The following is a 22,881-nucleotide window of genomic DNA, read 5'->3' as shown; positions in this document are numbered from 1 at the left end:
CTCGCCCCATGCCCCACCTGTCGGACCTCGTCGACCTGTTGCACGGCTGGTACCCGCCCGAGACGGCCGACTCGTGGGATGCCGTGGGCCTCGTCCACGGGGACCCCGACCAGCAGGTGGCGAAGGTGCTGTTCGCCGTCGACCCGACGCTGGAGGTGGCGCAGGAGGCGGCCGCCTGGGGTGCGGACCTGCTGGTGGTGCACCACCCGCTCTTCCTCAAGCCGGTCCACGGATTCGCGGCGACCACGCCCAAGGGCCGCACGCTCGCCACGCTCGCCGGCGCGGGCTGCGCCCTGCTCACCGCGCACACCAACGCCGACCAGGCCCTGGGCGGCGTCTCGGAGGCGATGGCGAGGGCGCTCGGGCTGACCGACCTCGCGCCGTTGCAGCCCGCCGCCGGGCTGCCGATGGACAAGGTCGTCGTCTACGTCCCCGTCGACGACGCCGACCGGCTCCGCGCCGTCCTGGCCGACGCCGGCGCCGGCCGGATCGGCGACTACGACACCGCGTCCTTCTCCACGCCGGGGACCGGCCGCTTCCGCCCGCTCGACGGCGCGGACCCCACGATCGGCACGGTCGGTCGCACCGAGGCCGTCGCCGAGGAGCGGATCGAGGTCGTGCTGCCCCGGCGGCTGCGGTCGGCGGTCGTCGCCGCGATGCTGAGCGCCCACCCCTACGAGACCCCGGCGTACGACGTGGTCGAGCTGGCCGACCCCGGGCTCGGCGAGACCGGCACCGGCCGGATCGGCTCCGTCGAGCCGACCACGGTGCGGGAGTTCGCGGCGACCGTCGCGGCGACGCTGCCGGCCACCGCCGGCGGCGTACGCGTCGGCGGCGACCCGGACCGGGCGGTGCGACGGGTCGCGCTGTGCGGCGGCGCGGGCGACTTCCTGCTCGACGCGGTCGCCCGGACGGACGCCGACGTCTACGTGACGAGTGACCTGCGGCACCACCCGGCGAGCGAGTTCCTCGAGCGGGGCGGGCCGGCGCTGGTCGACGTCGCGCACTGGGCGGCGGAGTGGACCTGGCTGCCGGTGGTGGAGACGCGGCTCCGTGCTGCCCTGGGCGATACGGTGGAGACCCGCGTGAGCACCATCTGCACGGACCCCTGGCACGCCCGCATCTGAGGAGACCCCGCTGAAAGCCGATCCCGCCGCCCAACTGAAGCTCCTCGACGTGCAGGAGCTCGACGCGCGTGCCGACCAGCTGCGCCACCAGCGGGCCAAGCTGCCCGAGATCGCCGAGATCGCCGAGCTCACCACCAAGCGCACCGACGTCGACAACCTCGCGCGCGACGTCCGGATCACCATCGACGACCTGACCATCGAGCAGAAGAAGGTCGACCTCGACGTCGAGGCCGTCAAGACGCGGCGTACCCGGGACCGTGACCGGATGGACCAGGGCCTGATCACCAACCCCAAGGACCTCGAGCGGATGCAGCACGAGCTCGAGTCCCTGGAGCGTCGCATCTCCAGCCTCGAGGACGACGAGCTCGAGGTGATGGAGAAGATCGAGGAGGCGCAGCGGGAGCTCGGCCAGTACGAGACGATGGTCGCCGAGACCGACGAGCGCCTGAGCGCCCTCGTGGCGGCGCGGGACGACAAGCTCGCCACCATCGACGAGCAGCTCCAGCAGGTCCAGGCCGACCGGGTCCCCGCGGCCGAGGGCCTGCCGGACGACCTGCTCGCGCTCTACGTCAAGCTGCGCGAGCAGAAGGGCGGCGTCGGTGCGGCCACCCTGCGCGCCCGCACCTGCAGCGGCTGCCAGCTGACGCTCGACTCCGTCGAGATGAGCCGGATCCAGGGGCTCCCGGAGGACGAGGTGGTCCGCTGCGAGGAGTGCAACCGGATCCTCGTGCGCACCTCCGAGTCGGGGCTGTGACCGCGAGGGTCATCATCCGGGCCGACGGAGGCTCGCGCGGCAACCCCGGCCCGGCGGCGTACGGCGCGGTGCTGAGTGACGCCGAGACCGACGAGGTCATCGCCGAGGACGGCAGCACGATCGGGGTCGCCAGCAACAACGTGGCGGAGTACTCCGGCCTGATCGCCGGGCTCCGGATGGCCGCCGAGCTCGCGCCCGGGGCGAGCGTCGAGGTGCGGATGGACTCCAAGCTCGTCGTCGAGCAGATGTCGGGCAACTGGAAGATCAAGCACCCGTCGATGAAGCCGCTGGCGGCCGAGGCGGCCCGCCTCGCACCGGCCGGTACGACGTACACCTGGGTCCCGCGCGAGCAGAACAAGCACGCCGACCGCCTCGCCAACGAGGCGCTCGACGGCATCCGCGACGGCGTCACCGTCGCGGGGGAGTCGTTGGTCGAGGAGATCGAGGAGCGGACGCCGCCGCCCTCGATGCAGACGCAGCTGCGCGGCTGGTCCGGTCCGAGCGGTCCGCCGACGACGATCGTGCTGGTGCGCCACGGCGTCACCCCGCACACGCGCGACAAGCGCTTCTCCGGCGGGCTCGCCAGCTCCAACCCCGGTCTCAGCGACGAGGGCAAGGCCCAGATCCGCGCCGTCGCCGACTGGCTGGGGCCGCTGGCCGAGCGGGTCGACGCCGTCGTCGCCTCGCCCGTCCGCCGCACGCTCGAGTCCGCCGAGATCCTCGCCGCGGCGCTCGGTCAGCCGATCGAGGTCGAGCACGGATTCGCGGAGATGGAGTTCGGCGTCTGGGACGGGCTGACCTTCGGCGAGGTGGGGGAGAAGTACCCCGCCGAGATGAAGGCCTGGCTCGGGTCGACCGACGTCGCGCCCGAGGGCGGTGAGTCCTTCCGGACCGTCCAGGCACGCGTGCTCGACGGCCTCGCCCGGCTGCTCGAGTCGCACGCCGGCGAGACGGTCGTCGTCGTCAGCCACGTCACGCCGATCAAGACGCTCGTCGCCCATGCGGTCGACGCCCCGCTCGAGGCGGTGTATCGGATGGAGCTGTCGCCGGCCTCGGTCACGGTGCTCAGCCACTACGCCGACGGGCGCGCCTCCATGCGGATGTACAACGCGCTGCCGCCGGGCAGCGGGCCCTTCTAGACCTCGCTGACGACGACGTCGAGCTGCACGCCGGCCTTGCCGGGCGCGCCCACCTCGACGGTCCAGCCGAGGTCGCGGAGCGCTTCCGCGAGCCGGGCGGGCGTGCGCGGGTCGGCACCGTCCTCGAGCAGCGCTCGCACGATCCGGCCCTTGGTCGCCTTGTTGAAGTGGCTGACGACCTTGCGCTGCCCCTGGTGCTCGTGGAGCACGCGCACGGTCGCGACCCTCAGGTCCGGCCCGGGTCGCCAGAACGCGCCGTACATGCCGCTGCGCAGGTCGACGAGCAGGCCGCGTCCGACCGCTGCGGTCGCCTCCTCGCCGAGGTGCTGGCGCCAGACGCCGGCGACCGGTCCCAGGCCGGGCAGGGTCGCGTCGCCGGAGAGGCGGTACGCCGGGATCCGGTCGCTCGGCCGGACCAGCCCGAAGAGGCTCGAGGTGACCGCGAGGCGCGCCGTTGCGCGCCGTCGGGCGGCGGTGGAGAGGGTGGCGACGTCGAGGGCGTCGTACAGGACTCCGGTGTAGACCTGGTCGGCCCGCGCGGTGGGGCTGGTGGCCAGCGCCCGGTTGAGCGCGACCAGGTCGAGCTGGGTGCTGCCGACGCCGAGGGTCCTCGCGGCGACCTCCGGGTCGCCCTCGCAGAGGTCGACCAGGGCGGTCAGGACCTGCTGGCGGGCGGTGGTGAGACCGGGGAAGTCGAGGGCGGCGAGGTCGAGCGGTTTGCCACGACGCGGCGCGGCCTTGCCCTCGCTGGGCGGCAACAGGATGAGCACGCAGTTATGGTGCCGGTATGCCGAGCAGTCGCGTCGTCCGGGTCCGTTCCGTCGATGACGGCGTCGCCGCCGCCGCCCTGAGGTCGGGGATCGGGGCGATCCAGGCCGAGCTGAAGGTGTCGCCGGACTTCCCACCCGAGGTCGAGGAGGCCGCGCGGGCGGCGGCTGCCGCACCCCGGCTGCCCGAGCTGGACCGCACCGACCTGGACTTCGTCACGATCGACCCGGCGACCTCGCTGGACCTCGACCAGGCGCTGCACCTCGAGCGCGACGGCGACGGCTTCGTCGTCCACTACGCCATCGCCGACGTCGCCGCCTTCGTCACGGCGGGTGACCCGGTCGACGTCGAGGCCAACCGCCGCGGCGAGACGCTCTACGGCGCCGACTCCAAGGTGCCGCTGCACCCGAGGGTGCTGAGCGAGGACGCTGCGTCCCTGCTGCCCGACCAGGTGCGCCCCGCCCTGCTCTGGACGATCCGGATGGACGCCCACGGCGAGCGGACCGACGTCGACGTCGTCCGCGCCCTCGTCCGGTCGCGGGCCAAGCTCTCGTACGACGAGGTGCAGCGCGACATCGACGCGGGCACCGCGTCGCAGTCGCTGATGCTGCTCAAGGACGTCGGCACGATCCGCCTCGCCCGCGAGGCCATGCGCGGCGGGGTCTCCTTGCCGCTGCCGGAGCAGGAGGTCGACATCGAGGGCGACCGCTGGCACCTGGAGTTCCGCGAGCAGCTGCCCGTCGAGCGGTGGAACGCGCAGATCTCGCTGCTGACGGGCTTCGCCGCGGCCTCGCTGATGGTCTACGCCCGGATCGGCCTGCTGCGCACCCTGCCGCCGCCGGCCCCGCGCGACGTCCAGCGTCTGCACCGCACCGCCCGGGCGCTCCGCATCGAGTGGCCCGCCGAGCAGCTCTACCCCGACTTCATCCGCTCGCTCGACCCGTCGGTCCCGAGCCACGCCGCGATGGTCAACGCGTCCGCCCGGCTGCTGCGGGGGAGCGGGTACGTCGCCTTCGACGGCGAGGTCCCGGCGCAGCCCCAGCACGCCGCGCTCGCCTCCGAGTACGCCCACGTCACGGCGCCGCTGCGCCGCCTCGGTGACCGGTACGCCGGGGAGGTCTGCATCGCGCTCTGTGCCGGCACCGACATCCCGGACTGGGTGCACGCCGCGCTCCCCGGGCTGCCCAAGACCCTGCAGGCGTCGGCGTCCCGCGCGCACTCGTACGAGCGGTCCGTGCTCGACCTGGTCGAGGCCGGGGTCCTGGCCGACCAGGTCGGCGAGACCTTCGCCGGCGTCGTGGTCGACGTCGACGACAAGGACCCGCACCGCGGGGTCGTGGTCCTGCACGACCCCGACGTCGAGGCGCGGGTCGTCTCCTCCGCCCCGTTGCCGCTCGGGACCGACGTCCAGGTGCGGCTGACCGTGGCCGACGTCGCGACGCGGAAGGTCGAGTTCGAGCTCGAGGTGTGACGGCGCCGGTGCCGGGACGCACGGACGCCCCAGCACCTAGGGAGTGCCGGGGCGCCCGCTGAGGAGGCAGGGCCGGCCCGAGATCGGCCCTGACTGATCAGCTCGTGGTGGGTCAGCTCGTGGCGGGCTGGTCGGCCTCGCAGTCGCTCAGGCGCTGCTGGGCCTTGGCCAGGCGCTGCTGCTGAGCGGTCTTCGCCTTCTTGGCGTGGTCGCGCGACTCCTTGGCGTGGGCGAGCTGACGCCGGGCCTCGGCGCGCTCCGACGCGTTGTCGGCCGCCTTCACCTCGTGCTTGGCCTTCTTCACCTTGACCTGCTGGTGCTGGAAGGTGGCCGTCACGCGCTCGAGGGCGCTCTGGGCCTTGTCGACCTGCTTCTGCTGCTGCGCGCACGCCGCCGGCTTCTCCGCGAGTGCCGAGGGGGCACCGAACGTGCCGAGGGCCAGCGTGATGCCGGCGACGGCGCCGGCGATGCGAGTGGATGTCTGCATGGAAATGAGCTCCTTGCTTCGTTGGGTGCGTGCTGCGGTGTTCACAGGGTCATGTCGCGACCACGGGGTGGCGTTACACCCCGGTCGCCGTCGGCGTCGGTGGTCGGGGCGACCGACGGCGACCCACGGTGGTCGTTCGACGTGGAGCCGGTGAAGGCGCGCACCAGCGCCTGCCGGAGGCGGTCCATCGGTGACTCGGCCGGAGCGAGGCGGTGCCGTGGACCGTGGTTGGTGGTCATCGCAGAGCCTGTCTCGTGATCTCTCGCGACCCGTCAGGCGTCGGCAGGAGAGGGCTGCGCCGTGCAGCCCCGTCCACTCATGTCGCGAGCGACGCGATCGGTTACAGCGGGTCGGTCTCCGACAGGATCTTGCGCAACCGCCCGAGGGCCCGGTGGCGGGCGACGCGCACGGCCGTCGGCTTCATCTCGAGCGCGCGTGCTGTCGAGGCCACGTCCAGGCCGACGACGTCGATGCAGGCGACCACCTCCGCCTCGCGCGGGCTGAGGTGGGAGAGGAGCTCTCGGGTGGCGGCCTGCCCGTCGACCTGCGCGGTGTCGTCGTCGGCGACGCCCCACTCGCCGTCCGCGGACGGCTCGACGGCGGCCGGGTCCGTGCGCCGGCGTACCGCCTTGCGGTGGCTGTTGGCCGCGACGTTGCGGGCCAGCGTGAACAGCCACCCGGCGAAGTCGTCGTCCGAGCCACGGAAGTCGCCGAGCTTCGATGCGGCGAGCAGCCACGCCTCGGCCGCGAGGTCCTCCGGAGCGTCGGGTACGTCGCCGCGGGGCAGTGAGCCGAGCCAGACGGTCAGCCGCCGGTTGTGCAGGCCGTACAACGTCTTCCACGCGGCCTGGTCCCCGGTCCGCGCGGACGACACGAGGGCGTCGGAGTGCGTGGCCACCGTCGCCCCTCTCGTCGTCCGAACTGTCGGGTGAGAGTAACCATCAGGTCGGTTCATGACATGTTTAGGGCGTGAGAGCCTCCTGGTCGCGTCGAGACGTCGCGCGGTCCCTACGCGCGGACATCGGCGACCCGTCCGACGACGACGCCTTCGTCGAGCGGCTCGCGTCCGTGGCGGCCGCGACGGCGGCGTCCACGCGGCCGCACGTGGGCCGGCGGCGGGTGGCCGCGGTGGCGACCGCCGTGGCGGCGCTGACGGTCGGAGGGGGTCTGGGCGTCGCGTACGGCGCCGGCCTCGTCGACCCGCCGTGGTCGCCGGCCCCGACGCCCACCAAGCCGACGCCGATCGAGACGCAGACGCCCACCGGGACGCCGGCCGCGCCGACGCCGTCGTCCACCCCGAGCAAGCCCAGCGCCGGCCAGGGACATGCGCACGGCAAGGGCCACGCACACGACCAGGGCCCAGGCAAGGCGACGGGCCCCGGCAAGGCGAAGGGCCCCGACAAGGGCAAGGCGAACGGCAAGGCGAAGGCCATCGACAAGCCGAAGGACAACGGCAAGGCGAAGGGCAACGGCAAGGCGAAGGGCAACGGCAAGGCGAAGGGCAACGGCAAGGCGAAGGGCAACGGCAAGGCGAAGGGCAACGGCAAGCCGAAGGGCAACGGCAAGCCGAAGGGCAACGGCAAGCCGAAGGGCAAGGCGAAGGGCCCACACCTCGAGCGCGAGAAACTACAGTCGGCCGAGTGACACTCACGGAGGGGGCGGCGGCCCACCAGCCCACCGCGATCGTCCGTGACCGCTTCGAGGGCATCGAGGGGCTCCGTGGGATCGCGGCCCTCAGCGTCCTGGTCCACCACACGGCCAACTACCTGAGCACGGCCGCCAACGTGGGCCAGGTCGGTCTGCTCACCACCGTGCTCGCCCACGGTCTGACGTTGTTCTTCGCGCTCTCCGGCTTCCTGCTCTACAAGCCGTTCGCCGACGCGATCCTCGGGCACCGCGGCTTCCCGTCGATCCGTCGGTACTCCGGGAGCCGGTTCCTGCGGATCTACCCGGCGTACCTCGCGATCTTCCTGGTCGCCGCCTTCGCGCTCGGCGTGGTCTGGCTCGACGGCGCTCCCGGCCTGGGCGTCGGCGAGGTGTCGGGGCGGATGACCGACCCGGTCGACATCCTCGCGAACGTCTTCGTCGTCCAGTCCTACGTGCCCGAGGCGCTGCTGACGGGGATCGGGCCGGCGTGGTCGCTGTCGGCGGAGATCGCCTTCTACGTCGTGATGCCCGTCCTGGCGTACGGCGCCTACCGGATCGCTGGCGTCACGTCGAAGCGGGTCGCCGTCCTGCTGCCGGCCGTGGTGCTGATCGCCGTCGGGCTGGGCACGAAGGCCTGGATCGCGGCCGAGACCTCCACCTTGGTCGGCAACGACGTGAGCCAGTGGCTCTGGGGGCACACGTGGACGGCGGTCGTGTCCCGCAGCCTCCTCGCGCAGGCCGACCTGTTCGGCTACGGGATGCTGGTGGCCGTGGTGCTGAGCCTGGGAGGCGGCCGGGTGCGCGCCCACGTCGCGACCACCACCGTCCTGCTGGTCGCGGGCCTCGTCATGCTGCGGGTCACCACCACCCACATCGCCTCGGTCTACGCACCCGTCGCCGCTGGGATCGCCTCGGCCTTCGTGATCGCCGCGGTGGCGATCCCGGCCACGACGGGGACGAACTGGGTCGCCGGCGTGCTGCGGTTGCGGCCGTTCGCGTACCTCGGCCTGATCAGCTACAGCGTCTACCTGTGGCACGTCCCGGTCATCTGGTGGCTCGACGAGCACGATCTGGTGGCCGGGCGAGGTCTCGCCGGCTTCGCGGTGAACGTGCTCGTGGTGAGTGGCGTGACGATCGGGTTGTCCTCGCTGACCTACCGCTTCATCGAGAAGCCTGCGCTCGCCCTGAAGAGCAGGCTCTGAGCGCGTCGCCTCGACCCGCCTCTTAATTGAACTGAGCCGATAGAGTAAGGCGACATGACGCGGACTGGTCCCCACCTCTCGGTCGCAATCGACGGCGCCGGGTGGCACCCCGCGGCCTGGCGCGAGGCGGACGCCGATCCGGCAGGGCTCTTCCGGGCGGCCTCGTGGACCCAGGTGGTGCAGGAGGCGGAGGCCGGGCTGCTCGACCTGGTGACCTTCGAGGACTCCCTCGCGCTCCAGTCGTCGAGGTGGGACGGGCCCGACGACCGGGTCGACCGGGTGCGCGGCCGCCTGGACGCCGTCCTGCTGGCGTCGCGGCTCGCCCCGGTCACCCGCCACATCGGGCTGGTGCCGAGCGTCGTCGCCACCCACACCGAGCCCTTCCACGTCTCGAAGGCGATTGCGACCCTCGACTTCGTCAGCCACGGGCGGGCCGGCGTACGGGTCCGGGTGTCGGCACGAGCCGACGAGGCGCGGCTGGTCGGCCGACGGGAGCTGCCGACCCGCGAACGCCTCGGCGAGCTGCTCGACGAGGCCGCCGACCACGTCGAGGTGCAGCGCCGGCTCTGGGACAGCTGGGAGGACGGCGCGGAGATCCGCGACGTCGAGAGCGGCCGGTTCATCGACCGCGACCGGCTGCACTACATCGACTTCGAGGGCGCCCACTTCTCCGTCCGGGGTCCCTCGATCACGCCGCGACCGCCCCAGGGCCAACCTCCGGTGCTGGCCCTCGCCCACACGCCGGCCGTGGTCGCGTACGCCGCCCGCAGCTCCGACGTCGTGATCGTGACCCCGCAGACCGACGACGAGGTCGGCGAGCTGCTCGCCGGGGTGCGGTACGCCGAGGCCTCGGTCGACCGGGCCGGTCCGCCGCTGCTCGTCTGGGGCGACCTGCTGGTGGTGCTGGGCGCCACGGAGGCGCTCGCTCGCGAGCGACTGGAGCGGCTCGACGCCCGCGCGGGCGAGCCGCTGCAGAGCGATGCCCGGGTCTTCTGCGGCACACCGGAGAGGCTGGCCGACCTGGTCGAGGACTGGCACGCGCGCGGGCTCGACGGGCTGCGGCTGCGACCCGCAGCCGTCCCCGCCGACCTCACCGCGATCACGCGCGGCCTGGTGCCCAAGCTGCAGCGGCGAGGCAGCTTCCGGACGGCGTATGACGCCGGGAGCCTGCGCTCGCGGCTCGGGCTCGAGCGCCCGGTCAACCGCTACGAGGTCACCGCATGAGCCGGCCACGCAAGCAGGTGCACCTCGCGGCGCACTTTCCCGGCGTCAACAACACCACGGTGTGGAGCGACCCGAGCTCGGGCAGCCAGATCGACTTCGCGTCGTTCGTCCACCTCGCGCAGACCGCCGAGCGGGCCAAGTTCGACTTCCTCTTCCTCGCCGAGGGCCTCCGGCTCCGCGAGCAGAACGGCGAGATCTACGACCTCGACGTCGTCGGGCGGCCGGACACGTTCGCGGTGCTCGCCGCGCTCGCGGGGGTCACCGAGCACCTCGGGCTCGCCGGGACGATCAGCTCAACCTTCAACGAGCCGGTCGAGGTGGCACGCCAGTTCGCGACCCTGGACCACCTCTCGGAGGGGCGCGCGGCGTGGAACGTCGTCACCTCCTGGGACGCGTTCACCGGCGAGAACTTCCGCCGCGGCGGCTTCCTCGACGAGGGCGACCGCTACGAGCGCGCCCGGGCGTTCCTCGAGACGGCGACCGAGCTGTTCGACTCGTGGAGGGGCGACGAGATCGTCGCCGACAAGGAGGCCGGCCGCTTCCTCGACGGCCCGGCCGCGGGCGCGTTCGCCCACCACGACCGGCACTTCGACATCGAGGGGCGGTTCTCGGTCCCGCGCAGCCCGCAGGGCCGACCGGTGATCTTCCAGGCCGGGGACTCCGAGCTCGGGCGGGAGTTCGCGGCGTCGAGCGCGGACGCGATCTTCAGTCGGCACGCGACCCGGGACGCGGGGCAGAGCTTCTACAGCGACGTGAAGGGGCGGCTCGCCGCCCACGGTCGCTCACGTGACGACCTGCTGATCCTGCCGGCCGCCACCTTCGTGCTGGGCGACACCCCGGGCGAGGCGGAGGAGCGTGCTCGGGAGGTGCGCTACCAGCAGGTCAGCGGTGCCACCGCGCTCCGGCTGATGGAGCAGGTGTGGAACAGGGACCTCTCGGCGTACGACCCCGACGGCCCGCTGCCGGACGTCGACCCGCTGCTGGGCGAGCACACCGTCGCGAAGGGCCGGGCGAGCGTCCGGATGCACCGTGACCCGCTGGCCACGGCCCAGGAGTGGCGCGAGCGCGCGGCCGCCGACGGGCTCTCGATCCGCGACCTGATGGTCGAGGTCGGCAACCGTCAGTCCTTCGTCGGGACGCCGCAGCAGGTGGCCGACACCATCGACTCGCTGGTGCAGGAGGACGCCGCGGACGGGTTCATCCTGGTGCCACACCTGGTGCCCGGCGGCCTCGACGAGTTCGCCGACCGGGTCGTCCCGCTGCTGCAGGAGCGGGGCTCCTTCCGCACCGAGTACGCCGGCAGCACGCTGCGCGACCACCTCGGACTGCCGCCGCTCGGCCGGGGCCGGACCGCCGAGGCGGCGTCATGAGGGTCCCTCTCGGCGTGCTCGACCTGGTGCCGGTCGTCTCCGGGTCCGACGCCGGCCAGGCGATCCGCAACAGCCGCGACCTCGCCGTACACGCGGAGCGGTGGGGGTACTCCCGCTACTGGTTCGCCGAGCACCACCTCAACCCCGGCGTCGCCGGCACCTCGCCGGCCGTGGTGCTGGCGCTGGTCGCCGACGCGACCTCCACGATCCGGCTCGGCTCCGGGGCGGTGCTCCTCGGGCACCGCACACCGCTGGCGACCGTCGAGGAGTTCGGCCTGCTCGACGCCGTCCACCCGGGCCGCTTCGACCTCGGCCTCGGCCGGTCGGGCGCGCCGCGCGCCGGGGGAGCGGCACCCGAGCCGGGCCCGCTCGCCGCGCAGGTGGTCGACGGGGCGACGCCTAACGGGCTGCGGATCCCACCGAAGTTCTCGCCCGCAGCTCTGTTGGGCAGCCCGCGCTTCGTGGTCCAAAAGCGGCTGCTGCAGCAGCCGGGCGCCCAGGCGCCGGCGTACGCCGACCAGATCGCCGACGTGCTCGCGCTGATCGAGGGCACCTACCGCGACGAGGACGGCACCGAGGCGCACGTCGTCCCCGGGGAGGGCGCCGACCTCGAGGTCTGGATCCTCGGCAGCAGCGGCGGTGAGAGCGCGGAGGTCGCGGGGGAGCGGAGCCTGCCGTTCGCCGCCAACTACCACGTCAGCCCGGGCTCGGTGCTCGAGGCGGTCGACGGCTACCGGGCGGCGTTCCGGCCGTCGCCGACCCGCGCGGCTCCGTACCTCGCGGTGTCGGCCGACGTCGTGGTCGGCCGGACCGACGACGAGGCGCGCGAGCTCGCCGCCGGCTACGCACCGTGGGTGCGCAGCATCCGCGACGGCTCCGGTGCGATCCCCTTCCCGACGCCGGACGAGGCGCGCGAGCACGCGTGGGACGACGAGAGTCGCGCCCTGGTCGCCGACCGGCTCGAGACCCAGTTCGTCGGGACCGCCGCCGCCGTCGCCGACCGGCTCGAGCAGCTCCAGGAGGCTACCGGCGCCGACGAGCTGGTGATCACGACGATCACCCACGACCACGCCGACCGGCTGCGTTCCTACGAGCTGCTGGCCGCGGAGTGGGGCACGCGATGAGCCGAGCGTCAATCACCCTCACGGGTCGTTGCACGGGCAAGGAAGCTGACCTAACTTTCCGCCTGTAGACACAGGCCCGCCGGGAGGCAGCAGGATGAGCAGCACCGTCAGGCGGGCCCTCGCTCGCGCGATCGTCGTCACCCTCGTCGCCGGGACGATTGCCCTGGGCGCGCAGACGGTCGGCCAGGCCGCGCCGCCGTTCCTGCCCGGGACCGAGCTCGCACCGGCGTCGACGGGCTTCGTCAACGGTCAGAGCGCCGTGGGTGTCGCGCCGGACGGCACGGCGTACGCCGCCTTCGTCCGGACGGACACGGTGGCCCGGGTCTACGTGGCGGTCCGCCCACCCGGGGGCGCCTTCGGCACGGCGACCGCGCTGTCCGAGGACGGGACCGCCGCGAGCAACGTGGTCCTCGACGTGGACCGCCAGGGCGTGGCAACCCTCGCCTGGGTGCGCGGCGGTGTGCTGCAGGCCGCCAAGCGCTCGCCTGGTGGCGACTGGTCCGCGCCGCAGACGGTGTCCGGCCCCAACGCCGCGTCGCCGGCACTGGCCGTCGGCACCAACGGCGCCGCCGCACTCGTCTGGCACTCCGGAACCGGATCGGCAGAGGTCATCCAGGTCGCCCAGCGGCTCGCGGATGCAGCGGCTTTCGGCTCCCCGGTGAACGTCTCGGCCCTGGCCGAGGGCGGCGGGTTCTACCCGGGCGCACCGAGCGTGGCGATGGATGACGCCGGCGACCTGATCGCGATGTGGGTGCGCTACACCGACGTCGGCTCTCCTGGCACCTACCGTTACGTCGCGGAGACCGCCGAGAAGGCTGCCACCAGCGCGACCTTCACCAGCCCGACCGCCCGCTCCTCCACGACGGTCGGCGGCGTGACTGGCAGCGTCTACAACGTCGCGATGTCGCCCCAGGGCAAGGCCTTCGCGGTCTGGGAGTACGCCTCCGGAGACGCCGGGACCACCTTCCGGGTGCAGTACGCCGAGCGCTCGCCGGGCTCGAACTTCCAGACCGCCTTCTGGGCCGGCGGCACCAACCTCAACTACACGGCCGGCGTCGACGCGGAGTACCCGCGTGCCGTCGTCGGCCGCGACGGGACGGTGATCGTCGCCTGGTCGCACAGCGCCGCGGTCACGGCCACGATCCGGCCGCCCGGGGGCGGGTTCTCCAGCCAGCGCGACCTCTCGACCGTCGGCGGCTTCAGCACGAGGCTCGCACTGAGTCCCAGCGGCGAGGCCCTGATCGTGTGGCCCGGAGGCTCGATCAACGACTACACGATCTACGCCAGCCGCCGCCGTCCCGGGACCTCCGACTTCGAGGACGCCCGCGAGGTCGCACGCGGCTCCGCCGCCGCTCCGCTCGTGCAGAACGACAACGCGGCCGTGGATCTCGACGACCAGGGCAACGGGTTCGTCGTCTACCGCCGGACCGCGTCCGGGACGCCGACGACGTACGCACCGATGGTCGCGGCGTACGACGTCGTCGCCCCGACCCTCAGCGGGATCACCATCCCGACCAGCGCGGTGCGCGGCAAGGCGACGGCCTTCAGGGCCACCAGCACGGACCGCATCGGGCCCGCCACGGTGACCTGGGACTTCGGTGACGGCACGACGGCGGTCGGCTCGTCCGTCAGCCACACCTACGCCGCGACCGGCGTCTACCAGGTGCGGACCGACTCGACCGACGCAGCCGGCAACCAGACCGAGAGCACCCGCCCGCTGCAGGTCACGGCGGCCGCGGTCCCCAAGGCGTCGGCCAAGCTGAAGTCGGCCAAGGCATCCGGCGGACGGACCAAGATCCAGTCGCTCACCATCACCGGCCTGAAGAAGGGCGACAAGGTCACGGTGACGTGCAAGAGCAAGGCCCTCGGCTGCACGAAGAAGGCGAGCAGCACGCTCACCGCCAAGAAGGCGAGCCTGTCCGTCGCCGGGGTGAAGGGACTGGTGCTCAAGCCCAAGGCCACGCTCTCGGTCAAGGTGACCCGGAAGGGCTCGAAGCTCCTCGCCACCACCTTCACCATGGTCAAGGGGAAGGCGCCGACCAGGAAGCCCTAGGTCGGAGGCGTCGGCACCGGCTGTCGACAAATGGGTGGCTGCTCCCCATGTGCCCGGGACCCGGGCAGCGCGAGTGTTGGTCTCCCGGCGGCACGAGGCCCCGGGACCGACACAAGGAGTAGCAATGCAGCGTTTCATCATCGAGCGGGAGATCCCCAACGCCAAGGACCTGACTCAGGACCAGCTGGCCGAGATCGCCCGCACGTCCAACGCGGCCGTCGAGTCGCTCGGCGTGCCGTACGTCTGGATCGTCAGCTATGTGGCCGGCGACCGGATCTACTGCATCCACGACGCCGTCGACGAGGAGTCGATCCTCGAGCACGCCCGTCGCGGCGGCTTCCCTGCAGACAGGGTCACGCCCGTCGTGGCGGAGTTCGGGCCGCACACGGCGAACGTCTGAGCCGACGACCACATGACGACCGACAATTTGCTCGGCGTCACGGCGGAGGACACCTACACTCGGCCTGTGCGGCTCTTGGAGCGCAGCACCGAGGTGGGTGTCCTCCGGGCGGCCCTCGGTCACGCCCGTGGCGGTGACGGCAGCGGAGTGGCCATCACCGGAGACAGCGGTGTCGGCAAGTCGTCGCTGGTCGACGCCGCCGTCGCCGAGACGTCCGCGGCCGGGCTCGAGGTGCGCGTGCTGCACGCCCACTGCGACCCGCTCGACACCCCGCGACCGCTCGGCCCCTTCCGCGACCTCGAGCTTCTCGGCGCCGCAGACGACCCGCGGCGCGAGGACGAGTCGCGGGCCGAGATGTGCGAACGGGTGTACGACGCCGTACGGACCGAGCCGACGCTGCTGATCGTCGAGGACCTGCACTGGGTCGACGCCGCGACGGTCGACGTGCTCCGCTTCCTCGCGCGGCGGGTCGAATCGATGCCGCTCCTCCTCGTCCTCACCTACCGGGACAGGGAGATCAGCCCCCGACACTCAGCGCGACCGCTGCTGGGCGACCTCGCCTCGCTCGATGGCTTCACGCAGCTCGCGCTCGCGCCGCTCTCGGTGGATGCGGTCCGCGAGGTGGTCAGCGGCACCCACCTGGATGCGTCGCGCGTGCACGCTCTCACCGGAGGCAACCCGTTCTTCGTCGCGGAGGTCGCCAAGGAGCCCGACCGCCCACTGCCGGCCACCGTGCGTGATGCAGTGCTCGCGCACACAGCTGACGTCACCGACCACGACTTCGACGTGCTTCAGCTGATCGCGGCCGCCCCTGACCGCCTCGACAACCGCGTGCTGCCGCACCTCGGCGTCGACCTGCCGACCCTGCGACGTCTCCAGGACACCGCACTCCTGACCCGTACTGACGATGGTCTGGTCTTCCGTCATGAGCTCGCCCGGCAGGCGATCGAGAGCACGATCCCGCCCGGTGGCGGACCACGGCTGCACGCCCGGCTCCTCGACGCCCTGGAGACGATCGATCCCGCCGATCCGGCCGTCCTCACCCACCATGCCGTTGCCGCGCGCGACAGCGCACGAGCGACGTCGTACGCCTGCCGGGCCGCCGAGGACGCCAGCGCGGCCGGATCACACAGCGAGGCGGCTGCGTTCTTCGAGATCGCGCTGGAGCATCTGGAGTCTCGTGATCCGGAGGAGCGGGCGCGACTCCTCCTCGAGCTCGCCTACCAGCAGTACATGACCAGCCGACTGCCCGAGGCGATCTCGAATGTACGGGCGACCTTCCGTCTCTGGGAGGAGGCGAAGAGGCACGACGGGCTCGCCGATGCGCATGCCGCCGTCGCGCTGTTCGAGTACTACAACGCGCACCGCGAGAGGGCCGAGCATCACTCGGATGCCGCGGCGCGCATCGCGCTCGACGCCGCCACGCCGTCCACCTTCGGCGCGGCTCGAGCGACCCAGGGGTTCCTGGCCTATCTCCGCAACGACCTCGTGCGCGCCCGGGAGCTGGCGGCAGAAGCGCGGGAGGTGGCCGAACGCAGCGACCTGGGCGTGGTCGGCCTGCGCAGTGAGGTCGTCAGCACCGTGAGCGACCTGGTGAGCGGAGACGAGGCCGCGCGGGCCACGTTGCTGACCCAGGTGGAGACCGCCCGTGACCGAGGCTGGGACGAGCTGGCGTCTACGGTCTACTCGCAGGTCGCCAGCCTCGACGTCGAGCACGGTCGGTTCCGCGACGCCGAGCGGCTGCTCCAGGTCTCGATCCCCTTCGCCATCCAGCGCGACATCCCCATCTGTCGCCACTGGCAGACCGGCGTACGTGCACGAGTCCAGTTCCAGCGCGGGCGGTGGGAGGCGGCGCTGGAGGATGCCGCCACGGTCATCGACGACAACGGGATGCCCCTGGCGACCTTGTGGCCGCGGCTGGTCAGTGTCCTCGTGCCACTGCGTCGTGGCGAGGAGGCCGAGCTCGGCCTCCTCGATGACGCGTGGTCGCTGGCGGAACAGATCGACGAGCCCCTCCGACGGCTCTCAGTGCTCGCTGCGCTCGCGGAGGCGGCGTGGATGACGGGACGCACCGACCATCGGGTGTCCGAGTACGCCGTGACGCAGCTCGCCGTGCTCGGCGCCTGTCCCGGCGCCGAGTGGGGTGCGGGTCAGGTGGGCGCGTGGCTGCGCCGCCTGGGCCTTCCGGTGCCTCCGCTGTCCCTGGTGGCCGAGCCCTACCGCCTGGCCGACGAAGGCCGGGTCGCCGATGCAGCACAGGCGTGGCAGCTGCTGGGCGATCCCTTCGCCGAGGCGATGGCCTGGACCGACTCGGTGATCCCTGAGGACCGGGTCACCGGCATCAGGTTGCTGGACTCGATCGGGGCGGTCGGCACGGCCGACCGGCACCGGGTCGTGCTGCGCCAGGAGGGCGGCGTCGTGGTGCCTCAGCGTCCGCGGGAGAGCACCCGCGCGAACCCGGCGGGCCTCACCAACCGTCAGCTCGAGGTCGCACGACTGGTGGCCCGAGGGCTCTCCAACAGTGAGATCGCGACCCAGCTCTTCATCTCACCCAAGACCGCCGACCATCACGTCTCGGCCATCCTGACCAAGCTCGCCGTACCCAACCGGCGTGCCGTCGTGGTCAACTCCGCGCAGCTCGGGCTGACGTGATCCGCGCTGTCGCCGGGGCAGGAGCTCGAAGCGCAGGTACCAGACCAGCATGAAGGCGGTGCTCCCCAGGTGGAACGAGTGGAGCGCCCACAGTGGACCCGGCGCCAGGCTGAAGATGTACACCGAGTAGATGGCGTTCCCGAGGTTCGCCAGCAGCAGGTTGCCCAGGCTGTAGGAGCTGAGCTCGCGCGTGCGCAGCGCCTTGCCGAGCATCGGCATGGTGCTGGACGCGAAGATCACCGTCGAGGCGATCCCGGCCAGGACGGGCAGGGCGGCATACATGTCATCACGCTCGCAGCGGCAGGGCAGGACGTGCCGTGGGCTGACGTCCCTTCATGACGACGTCGGCGTCGATCGGTCGGCCGGTCAGCGCGCGGCGTTGCCCACGCGGCTTGCGGACGGCCTTCACGATGCGCCGTCGCCCGGCCTCGGCCAGCAGCTCCTGCTGCCGAGCGCGGGCCAGGTCCACGCTGTAGGGGCTGTACATGGCATCACCTCGTCGTTCGGTTGGGGACGCGACAAGGCTCGCGCTGGACGGTGGTCCTCGACATCGGAGGAACTCCCCACCTTTCACGCGATCTCGCCGACCGACGCGAGGGAGCGGCGCTCGCACCTGCGGACTGGAGCGGCGTGGTCGCGCTCTCGCAGGTCAGACCCTGTGTGCGGACGGGCTGGCCTGTAGGCCGGGTTCTGTGCGCCGAAGCGTGGCGACCATCCATCTACGACGACCGTTGCCGGCCGCCTCCAGCGATCTACCCGCGTGCTCGGGCGGGCCGCCCTCAGACGCACGCGCATCCGGAGCCCGGAGGCTCCGAACTTCTTGACCTTGCTCCAGGTGGGGTTTGCCTAGCCGGTCGGGTCACCCCGACCGCTGGTGGTCTCTTACACCGCCGTTTCATCCTTACCGCCCTTCGCCGAAGCGAGGGGAGGCGGTCTGTTTTCTGTGGCACTGTCCCGCAGGTTGCCCCGGGTGGGTGTTACCCACCACCTTGCCCTGTGGAGCCCGGACCTTCCTCGGCACCGCGCTTCCTCTCGGTCGCACGATGACGCGGTCGCCCGGCCAGCCCGTCCGCGGGACAAGGATAGGGGAAACCCGCCCCTACCCCACCTACGCGACGTAGGGTCGCGCAACGGACCGCGACAGGGGAGCTCGGCATGACGATGCGACGGACAGGGATCGGGGCGGCGATCGTGGCCGTGACGGTGACGGCGGCTGCACTGATCGGGGCGGGGCCAGCGGAGGCGGTGTCGTGGCGCAACTGCGACGCCGTGCACCGGACCTACCCGCACGGAGTCGGCAAGGTGGGCGCACGCGACCACACCAGCGGCACCCGGGTCACCAACTTCAAGCGCTCCAACGCGCTCTACCGGACCGCCATGCGGGCGAACAGCGGCCTCGACCGGGACAAGGACGGCATCGCCTGCGAGGCGAGCTGACCGACCGCTTCCTCACTCGCGACGGTGGAAGCTGACCTTGCCGTTCGCTTCTCGGGTCGTCTCGTCGGTGGGGTCGTGAGCGCGTGCGTGGTGTCTGGGGCACAGCAGGCCGCCGTTGGCGAGGTCGGTGTCGCCGTCGTCTGCCCAGCGCTGCCAGTGGTGTCCGTGGCAGAGCCAGGGTGGCCAGTCGCAGCCTTCGGTCCGACAGCCGCCGTCTCGGATGCCCAGGGCGGTGAGCTGGGCTTTGGTGAAGAAGCGCTTGGCTCGGCCGACGTCGAGGACCTCGGACTTGCCGTTGAGGACGACGGGGAGGATCCGCGCGGTGCACGCCAAGCGGCGGACCTGTGAGGGGCTGATCCGCTCGCCGGTGTCGAGGACCCCGGCCTTCTCGAGTCTCCCGGTCAACACGTCGAGGTCGATGTGGATGACGATGGTGGCGTCCCTACCGCCGACCTTCGGTAGATCCTTCGCGGAGATGCGTTCGATGAGCTCGGCGAACGCCCTGCCCATCCGCTCCGGTCCCGGGCGGCGTTCGACGCCGGCGCCGTGGGTGGCGGCCTGGTGCTTCGGTGCGGCGATGGCGAGGAGCATCTTCTTGAGCATCGCTGCCTGCACGGTCGGGAGGGTGAATCGGGCGTGGGTCTTGCCGTGACCGTCGTCGGTCATCGTCAACCGCATCGCCTGGGCGGCCTTGGCCTCCTCCTTCTCGAGGAGGTCGGCCTCGTGCTGGTCCGCCAGTTCCGGCGCCACCACCTCCAACAGACGGCGGCCGAGGATCCGCAACGTCTTCGCGTCGTGCTCGGCCGCTGCGTCGACCAGGTGCCGCTCCGCGCGGATCACCAGGTCGGTGTCCAGATCCTGCGGGAGCTCCTTGACCGCCCGGACGATCGCGACCGCTTGCTCGGGGCGGAGGTCACCGGCGGCCAGGGCGTCGCGGACCAGGTCGTGGGTGTCGAGGTCGTAGCCGAGGTGCACCACCCAGCCGCAGCGGACCGGGTCAGCCGGGTCTGATGAGCGAGCCACGTCGAGGTGGACGTGGATCCGACGTCGGTGCCGACCTGGAGCTCGTCGGCGTGCCGGGCCACGCGGGCGCGGAGCTCGACGACCTGCGCCTCCAGCCGGGTCAGCTCCACCAGCGTCGACGCCGCCTCGGGAGCGCTCATCGACCACACCGACGCATCCACCACGGCGTCGGCAACCGCGCGCATCCGCGCGGTCGCCGTCGCCACCTGGTGGTGGGGTGTGGTCATCGCTGTCATGGGACTAGCCAAGCACCGACCACCGACAGGCCAAGGCCTCAGAAGGCCTTATCCACAGGGTTGTAGGTCACGAAACGGTCACGATCTCGATGGAGGGAGGTCGGTCGGCTTTCCGGGGTTTCGAGACGGACCTGGCGGCCCTCCTCAACCACCGGTCACCACCGGAAGGCACGGCATAGGCTGGCGCGGTGCTGGGTGAGGACTACGCGATCAGGGAGCTGCGGAGCGGGGACGGGGCGGCGCTGGCGGCGGCGTACCGGCGCAACCGGGAGCACCTGGCGCCGTGGGACCCGGACCGGCCGGAGAGCTTCTACACCGATGCCGGGCAGGAGATCGAGGTCGAGCGCAACCTGGCCCTGAGCGAGGAGGGCCGGACGTACGTCAACCTGATCTGGTACGGCGAGCAGGTGGTCGGGCGGCTGATGCTCAGCAACATCGTGCGCTACGTGCTGCAGTCGGGGACGGTCGGCTACTGGGTCGACCACGAGCACCTGCGCCGGGGGCTCGCGACGTCCGCGGTCGGGCATGCCGTCGTGCAGGCGACGAGGCTCGGCCTGCACCGTCTGGAGGCAGGCACGGCGCCCACCAACACGGCCTCGCAGGCGGTGCTGAGACGCAGCGGATTCGAGGAGTACGGGCGGGCCGAGCGGTTCCTCTTCATCCGCGGGGAGTGGCGCGACCAGGTGCTCTTCCAGCGCATCCTGCACGACGACCCACCCGGGAATCCCGTACCTCGATCGGGCGTTGACCGGGCATGAGCGACGACATGCTGCCCACGCCGCCGGTCGTGTTCCCTGGACAGACGGCGGCACCCGAGTCGGCCTACCGGACGGCGTACGACCTCCTGGAGCGTCGCGCGCCCAAGGAGGCCCTCGAGGTCCTCGAGCCTGCGCTGGAGCAGGACCCCGACAACACCGGACTGCTCAGCCTGCGGGCCTGGGCCTACTTCATCCGCGTGCAGCTCAAGCACGCCCAGGCCGACCTCGAGCGGCTGGTCGCCGACAACCCCACCGACGACTGGGCGCAGCACGCCCTCGGACGGTGCCTGGAGCGCCAGAGCCGGTACGCCGAGGCGCTGCCGCACCTGCGCCTCGCCGCCGCGATGAGCGGCGACTGGGACTACGGCCTGGCGGTGCTGCGGGTCGAGGAGTACGTCAAGCGCGGCGACTGACCGTCAGGAAGCAGGCGCGAAGTAGGTCTGCTCGACGGTGAACGACGCGACGTCGTAGTCGTTGCCGTTGCTGGTCGACGTCACCCAGAAGCCTTCGGCCTGGAGGGCCCCGGCAGCCAGCGTGACCGGGTGCCATCCGGTCGTGAAGCTGCCGTCACCTTGCATCTGGGTGCCGCTGAGCGAGGCGACGTCCTGGTCGCCGGGGGTGGTCGGCCCGCCGGTGGCGGTGACCCGGAACCGCTCGTGGCCGGTCTCGCCCCCGACCGGGAAGATGAGCTCGGCCGTGCCGGTGCCGGCCCGGAATGACAACCCGCCAGTGAAGCGCTCCGACGGCACCGGCTCGTGGAACGTGAAACCACAGCCCTGGGACGAGTAGGGGTCGGCGCACGGGGTCTTTCCACCGCCCCACTGCGACGCGGGCACCGTCGTGCTCTTCGTCTGCTCGACCAGCGGCTTCGACGAGACCGTGAGCGGAGTCTCGGCGACGGTCTGGTTGCCGGCGGCGTCGTACGCGCGGGCTCGGAGCACGTAGGACCCGGCCGCAGTGCGCCCGTCCCACCGCAGGAGGGCACAGTCGCCGGCGAGCATGTGGTAGCTGTCGCCGGGCACGCACGGCACGGTCTCGGGCTCCAGCGTGCGGACGAGGGCGCCGTCGGGACGACGTACGGACACGTCGAGCGAGCCGATGGCGACGTCGTCGTCGAACTGGAAGCGGACCTCGTCGGCGAAGAGGGTCGTGGCCGGGTAGACGGTGGTGCGGCTGTGGTCCGGGGTCGCGTCGGGCCCGACCGTGTCGGTGCGGACCGTGATCCCGGCGCGGCCGGCACCCGGACCGTGCGCCGGCGGGACCGCGACCAGGCTCACCGAGTAGGAGCCGTCGGCCGGACGCGAGGAGGGCTTGGTCGACGGCGCCCACGTCCAGGTGTGGTGGCCCGCAGCCAGACGTCCCAGGCGGACCTGGTCCACGACGGCACCCTGGCCGGAGCGTACGACGGCGCGGACCCGCGCGGACTGCTCGAGGTCGTACCCGATCCGGAGACGGTCCCGCCGGCCGTCGCCGTTGGGGGAGATCAGCCGGTCGGCGTCGGAGTCCAGGTCGACCGCACCGCCGCGCAGGGTCACGACGACGCTCCGCGCGGTCTCGTACCGACCGGTGCGGGTCTCGGCGCCGAAGGTCAGGCGGTAACGACCTCGCTGGCTGCGGTTGATCACGTCGTCGTCGAAGACGTGGGCGATGTCGGGCCACCGGACGACGTGCGTGCCCCGCTTCAGCCGGCAGGGGCCGCCCAGGCAGATCGCGCGGCCGGCGTGGGCGACGACCTGCTTGGTGTCCAGGTCGACGACCCGGACGACCAGCAGCGAGTTCCTGGTGAGCGTCACCGGGATCTTGAGCTGGTCGTGGTAGCCGTCCCTGTCGGGCGAGAAGTCGTGGCGGAACTTCTCGACCGTGATCAGCGGCGGCGGGCGATCGCGCGAGACGCCGGCCTCCGCCGGGACGGCAGAGAGCGCCGAGCCCACGAGCAGGACGGCGCCGCAGGCGGCGAGGACGACACGACGAAACATGGTTCTCCCCCGAGAAGTGACGGTACGGCGACA

The 22,881-nt window shown here is 72.2% G+C and carries 24 protein-coding genes and 1 other RNA gene; 15 read left to right on the top strand and 10 right to left on the bottom strand.

Annotated elements, in window-relative coordinates:
• Positions 1-8 precede the first annotated feature (8 nt).
• Genes ABEA34_RS19625 through ABEA34_RS19615 form a run of 3 tightly spaced genes read left to right on the top strand, consistent with a single transcriptional unit; the run spans position 9 to position 3,020 of the window.
• Positions 9-1,127 carry a Nif3-like dinuclear metal center hexameric protein gene (locus tag ABEA34_RS19625; protein ID WP_345523217.1) on the top strand — a complete coding sequence of 373 codons (1,119 nt, stop codon included), beginning with the start codon at positions 9-11 and terminating at the stop codon, positions 1,125-1,127.
• Between the two features lie 49 nt (positions 1,128-1,176).
• Positions 1,177-1,881 carry a zinc ribbon domain-containing protein gene (locus ABEA34_RS19620; RefSeq protein WP_345523216.1) on the top strand — a complete coding sequence of 235 codons (705 nt, stop codon included), beginning with the start codon at positions 1,177-1,179 and terminating at the stop codon, positions 1,879-1,881.
• On the top strand, positions 1,878-3,020 hold the full coding sequence (locus ABEA34_RS19615; RefSeq protein ID WP_345523214.1) for a bifunctional RNase H/acid phosphatase: 1,143 nt from the start codon (positions 1,878-1,880) through the stop codon (positions 3,018-3,020). Before ABEA34_RS19620 ends, ABEA34_RS19615 begins: the two co-directional genes overlap by 4 nt.
• Here the strand turns inward: ABEA34_RS19615 and yaaA are convergent.
• Positions 3,017-3,790, bottom strand: a complete 774-nt coding sequence (yaaA, locus tag ABEA34_RS19610; RefSeq protein WP_345523213.1) for a peroxide stress protein YaaA — start codon at positions 3,788-3,790, stop codon at positions 3,017-3,019. The two genes, ABEA34_RS19615 and yaaA, sit on opposite strands and share 4 nt — an antisense overlap.
• A gap of 17 nt (positions 3,791-3,807) precedes the next feature.
• Here yaaA and ABEA34_RS19605 point away from each other — a divergent pair, with 17 nt between their 5' ends.
• A complete protein-coding gene (locus ABEA34_RS19605; RefSeq protein ID WP_345523212.1) occupies positions 3,808-5,259 on the top strand; it encodes an RNB domain-containing ribonuclease in 1,452 nt (483 codons plus the stop codon).
• Between the two features lie 112 nt (positions 5,260-5,371).
• Here ABEA34_RS19605 and ABEA34_RS19600 read toward each other — a convergent pair whose 3' ends face one another.
• The 3 genes from ABEA34_RS19600 to ABEA34_RS19590 all read right to left on the bottom strand — a co-directional run bounded on the left by ABEA34_RS19600 (position 5,372) and on the right by ABEA34_RS19590 (position 6,644).
• A complete protein-coding gene (locus ABEA34_RS19600; protein WP_345523211.1) occupies positions 5,372-5,746 on the bottom strand; it encodes a hypothetical protein in 375 nt (124 codons plus the stop codon).
• A gap of 41 nt (positions 5,747-5,787) precedes the next feature.
• Positions 5,788-5,985, bottom strand: coding sequence for a hypothetical protein (locus ABEA34_RS19595; protein WP_345523210.1), 198 nt, complete (start codon positions 5,983-5,985; stop codon positions 5,788-5,790).
• A gap of 101 nt (positions 5,986-6,086) precedes the next feature.
• Positions 6,087-6,644: an RNA polymerase sigma factor gene (locus ABEA34_RS19590; RefSeq protein ID WP_345523209.1), complete on the bottom strand. Its 558-nt coding sequence runs from the start codon at positions 6,642-6,644 to the stop codon at positions 6,087-6,089.
• Positions 6,645-6,715: 71 nt separating this feature from the next.
• Between ABEA34_RS19590 and ABEA34_RS19585 the strand changes: the two genes are divergently transcribed.
• From ABEA34_RS19585 to ABEA34_RS19550, 8 genes are all read left to right on the top strand, one after another.
• Complete coding sequence (locus tag ABEA34_RS19585; protein ID WP_345523208.1) at positions 6,716-7,390, top strand: hypothetical protein; 675 nt, start codon at positions 6,716-6,718, stop codon at positions 7,388-7,390.
• Positions 7,387-8,595 carry an acyltransferase family protein gene (locus ABEA34_RS19580; RefSeq protein WP_345523206.1) on the top strand — a complete coding sequence of 403 codons (1,209 nt, stop codon included), beginning with the start codon at positions 7,387-7,389 and terminating at the stop codon, positions 8,593-8,595. The genes ABEA34_RS19585 and ABEA34_RS19580 overlap by 4 nt, the downstream gene beginning before the upstream one ends.
• 54 nt (positions 8,596-8,649) lie before the next feature.
• A complete protein-coding gene (locus ABEA34_RS19575; protein ID WP_345523205.1) occupies positions 8,650-9,819 on the top strand; it encodes an LLM class flavin-dependent oxidoreductase in 1,170 nt (389 codons plus the stop codon).
• Positions 9,816-11,189: an NtaA/DmoA family FMN-dependent monooxygenase gene (locus ABEA34_RS19570; protein ID WP_345523204.1), complete on the top strand. Its 1,374-nt coding sequence runs from the start codon at positions 9,816-9,818 to the stop codon at positions 11,187-11,189. Before ABEA34_RS19575 ends, ABEA34_RS19570 begins: the two co-directional genes overlap by 4 nt.
• Positions 11,186-12,313 (top strand): LLM class flavin-dependent oxidoreductase, encoded by a 1,128-nt coding sequence (locus ABEA34_RS19565; protein WP_345523203.1) that lies wholly within the window; start codon positions 11,186-11,188, stop codon positions 12,311-12,313. The genes ABEA34_RS19570 and ABEA34_RS19565 overlap by 4 nt, the downstream gene beginning before the upstream one ends.
• A 94-nt stretch (positions 12,314-12,407) precedes the next feature.
• Entirely contained in the window at positions 12,408-14,366 is a 1,959-nt protein-coding gene (locus ABEA34_RS19560; RefSeq protein WP_345523202.1) for a PKD domain-containing protein, read from the top strand.
• 124 nt (positions 14,367-14,490) lie between these two features.
• Positions 14,491-14,766, top strand: a complete 276-nt coding sequence (locus ABEA34_RS19555; RefSeq protein WP_345523201.1) for a DUF4242 domain-containing protein — start codon at positions 14,491-14,493, stop codon at positions 14,764-14,766.
• Between the two features lie 66 nt (positions 14,767-14,832).
• A complete protein-coding gene (locus ABEA34_RS19550) occupies positions 14,833-17,418 on the top strand; it encodes a helix-turn-helix transcriptional regulator (protein ID WP_345523200.1) in 2,586 nt (861 codons plus the stop codon).
• Here the strand turns inward: ABEA34_RS19550 and ABEA34_RS19545 are convergent.
• The 3 genes from ABEA34_RS19545 to rnpB form a co-directional block, all read right to left on the bottom strand.
• A complete protein-coding gene (locus ABEA34_RS19545; protein ID WP_345523199.1) occupies positions 17,314-17,700 on the bottom strand; it encodes a hypothetical protein in 387 nt (128 codons plus the stop codon). The genes ABEA34_RS19550 and ABEA34_RS19545 overlap by 105 nt on opposite strands.
• 4 nt (positions 17,701-17,704) lie before the next feature.
• A complete protein-coding gene (locus ABEA34_RS19540) occupies positions 17,705-17,905 on the bottom strand; it encodes a hypothetical protein (RefSeq protein WP_345523198.1) in 201 nt (66 codons plus the stop codon).
• A gap of 176 nt (positions 17,906-18,081) precedes the next feature.
• Positions 18,082-18,486: RNase P RNA component class A (gene rnpB, locus ABEA34_RS19535), an RNA gene on the bottom strand.
• An 87-nt stretch (positions 18,487-18,573) separates the two neighbouring features.
• Between rnpB and ABEA34_RS19530 the strand changes: the two genes are divergently transcribed.
• On the top strand, positions 18,574-18,855 hold the full coding sequence (locus ABEA34_RS19530) for an excalibur calcium-binding domain-containing protein (protein WP_345523197.1): 282 nt from the start codon (positions 18,574-18,576) through the stop codon (positions 18,853-18,855).
• 12 nt (positions 18,856-18,867) lie between these two features.
• Here ABEA34_RS19530 and ABEA34_RS19525 read toward each other — a convergent pair whose 3' ends face one another.
• Complete coding sequence (locus tag ABEA34_RS19525; protein WP_345523276.1) at positions 18,868-19,743, bottom strand: HNH endonuclease signature motif containing protein; 876 nt, start codon at positions 19,741-19,743, stop codon at positions 18,868-18,870.
• Complete coding sequence (locus tag ABEA34_RS19520; protein WP_345523196.1) at positions 19,692-20,114, bottom strand: hypothetical protein; 423 nt, start codon at positions 20,112-20,114, stop codon at positions 19,692-19,694. Before ABEA34_RS19520 ends, ABEA34_RS19525 begins: the two co-directional genes overlap by 52 nt.
• A 188-nt stretch (positions 20,115-20,302) precedes the next feature.
• Here ABEA34_RS19520 and ABEA34_RS19515 point away from each other — a divergent pair, with 188 nt between their 5' ends.
• On the top strand, positions 20,303-20,872 hold the full coding sequence (locus tag ABEA34_RS19515; RefSeq protein ID WP_345523195.1) for a GNAT family N-acetyltransferase: 570 nt from the start codon (positions 20,303-20,305) through the stop codon (positions 20,870-20,872).
• A complete protein-coding gene (locus tag ABEA34_RS19510; protein WP_345523194.1) occupies positions 20,869-21,285 on the top strand; it encodes a tetratricopeptide repeat protein in 417 nt (138 codons plus the stop codon). The genes ABEA34_RS19515 and ABEA34_RS19510 overlap by 4 nt, the downstream gene beginning before the upstream one ends.
• Positions 21,286-21,288: 3 nt before the next feature.
• Here the strand turns inward: ABEA34_RS19510 and ABEA34_RS19505 are convergent, their stop codons facing one another.
• Positions 21,289-22,848, bottom strand: coding sequence for a FlgD immunoglobulin-like domain containing protein (locus ABEA34_RS19505; RefSeq protein ID WP_345523193.1), 1,560 nt, complete (start codon positions 22,846-22,848; stop codon positions 21,289-21,291).
• Positions 22,849-22,881: the final 33 nt, after the last annotated feature.

This window comes from Nocardioides conyzicola, from assembly GCF_039543825.1.
Taxonomy (GTDB): Bacteria; Actinomycetota; Actinomycetes; order Propionibacteriales; family Nocardioidaceae; genus Nocardioides; species Nocardioides conyzicola.
Note: the sequence above shows the minus strand (reverse complement) of the source record. Positions and strands in the feature narration are given on the sequence as shown.

Bases quoted from the DNA above. Each gene is read 5' to 3' on its own strand.
- ABEA34_RS19540 (WP_345523198.1), bottom strand. From the start codon at position 17,905: ATGTACAGCCCCTACAGCGTGGACCTGGCCCGCGCTCGGCAGCAGGAG.
- ABEA34_RS19600 (WP_345523211.1), bottom strand. From the start codon at position 5,746: ATGCAGACATCCACTCGCATCGCCGGCGCCGTCGCCGGCATCACGCTG.
- ABEA34_RS19570 (WP_345523204.1), top strand. From the start codon at position 9,816: ATGAGCCGGCCACGCAAGCAGGTGCACCTCGCGGCGCACTTTCCCGGC.
- ABEA34_RS19595 (WP_345523210.1), bottom strand. From the start codon at position 5,985: ATGACCACCAACCACGGTCCACGGCACCGCCTCGCTCCGGCCGAGTCA.
- ABEA34_RS19520 (WP_345523196.1), bottom strand. From the start codon at position 20,114: ATGACAGCGATGACCACACCCCACCACCAGGTGGCGACGGCGACCGCG.
- ABEA34_RS19575 (WP_345523205.1), top strand. From the start codon at position 8,650: ATGACGCGGACTGGTCCCCACCTCTCGGTCGCAATCGACGGCGCCGGG.
- ABEA34_RS19565 (WP_345523203.1), top strand. From the start codon at position 11,186: ATGAGGGTCCCTCTCGGCGTGCTCGACCTGGTGCCGGTCGTCTCCGGG.
- ABEA34_RS19555 (WP_345523201.1), top strand. From the start codon at position 14,491: ATGCAGCGTTTCATCATCGAGCGGGAGATCCCCAACGCCAAGGACCTG.
- ABEA34_RS19560 (WP_345523202.1), top strand. From the start codon at position 12,408: ATGAGCAGCACCGTCAGGCGGGCCCTCGCTCGCGCGATCGTCGTCACC.
- ABEA34_RS19625 (WP_345523217.1), top strand. From the start codon at position 9: ATGCCCCACCTGTCGGACCTCGTCGACCTGTTGCACGGCTGGTACCCG.
- ABEA34_RS19510 (WP_345523194.1), top strand. From the start codon at position 20,869: ATGAGCGACGACATGCTGCCCACGCCGCCGGTCGTGTTCCCTGGACAG.
- ABEA34_RS19545 (WP_345523199.1), bottom strand. From the start codon at position 17,700: ATGTATGCCGCCCTGCCCGTCCTGGCCGGGATCGCCTCGACGGTGATC.
- ABEA34_RS19605 (WP_345523212.1), top strand. From the start codon at position 3,808: ATGCCGAGCAGTCGCGTCGTCCGGGTCCGTTCCGTCGATGACGGCGTC.
- ABEA34_RS19505 (WP_345523193.1), bottom strand. From the start codon at position 22,848: ATGTTTCGTCGTGTCGTCCTCGCCGCCTGCGGCGCCGTCCTGCTCGTG.
- ABEA34_RS19530 (WP_345523197.1), top strand. From the start codon at position 18,574: ATGACGATGCGACGGACAGGGATCGGGGCGGCGATCGTGGCCGTGACG.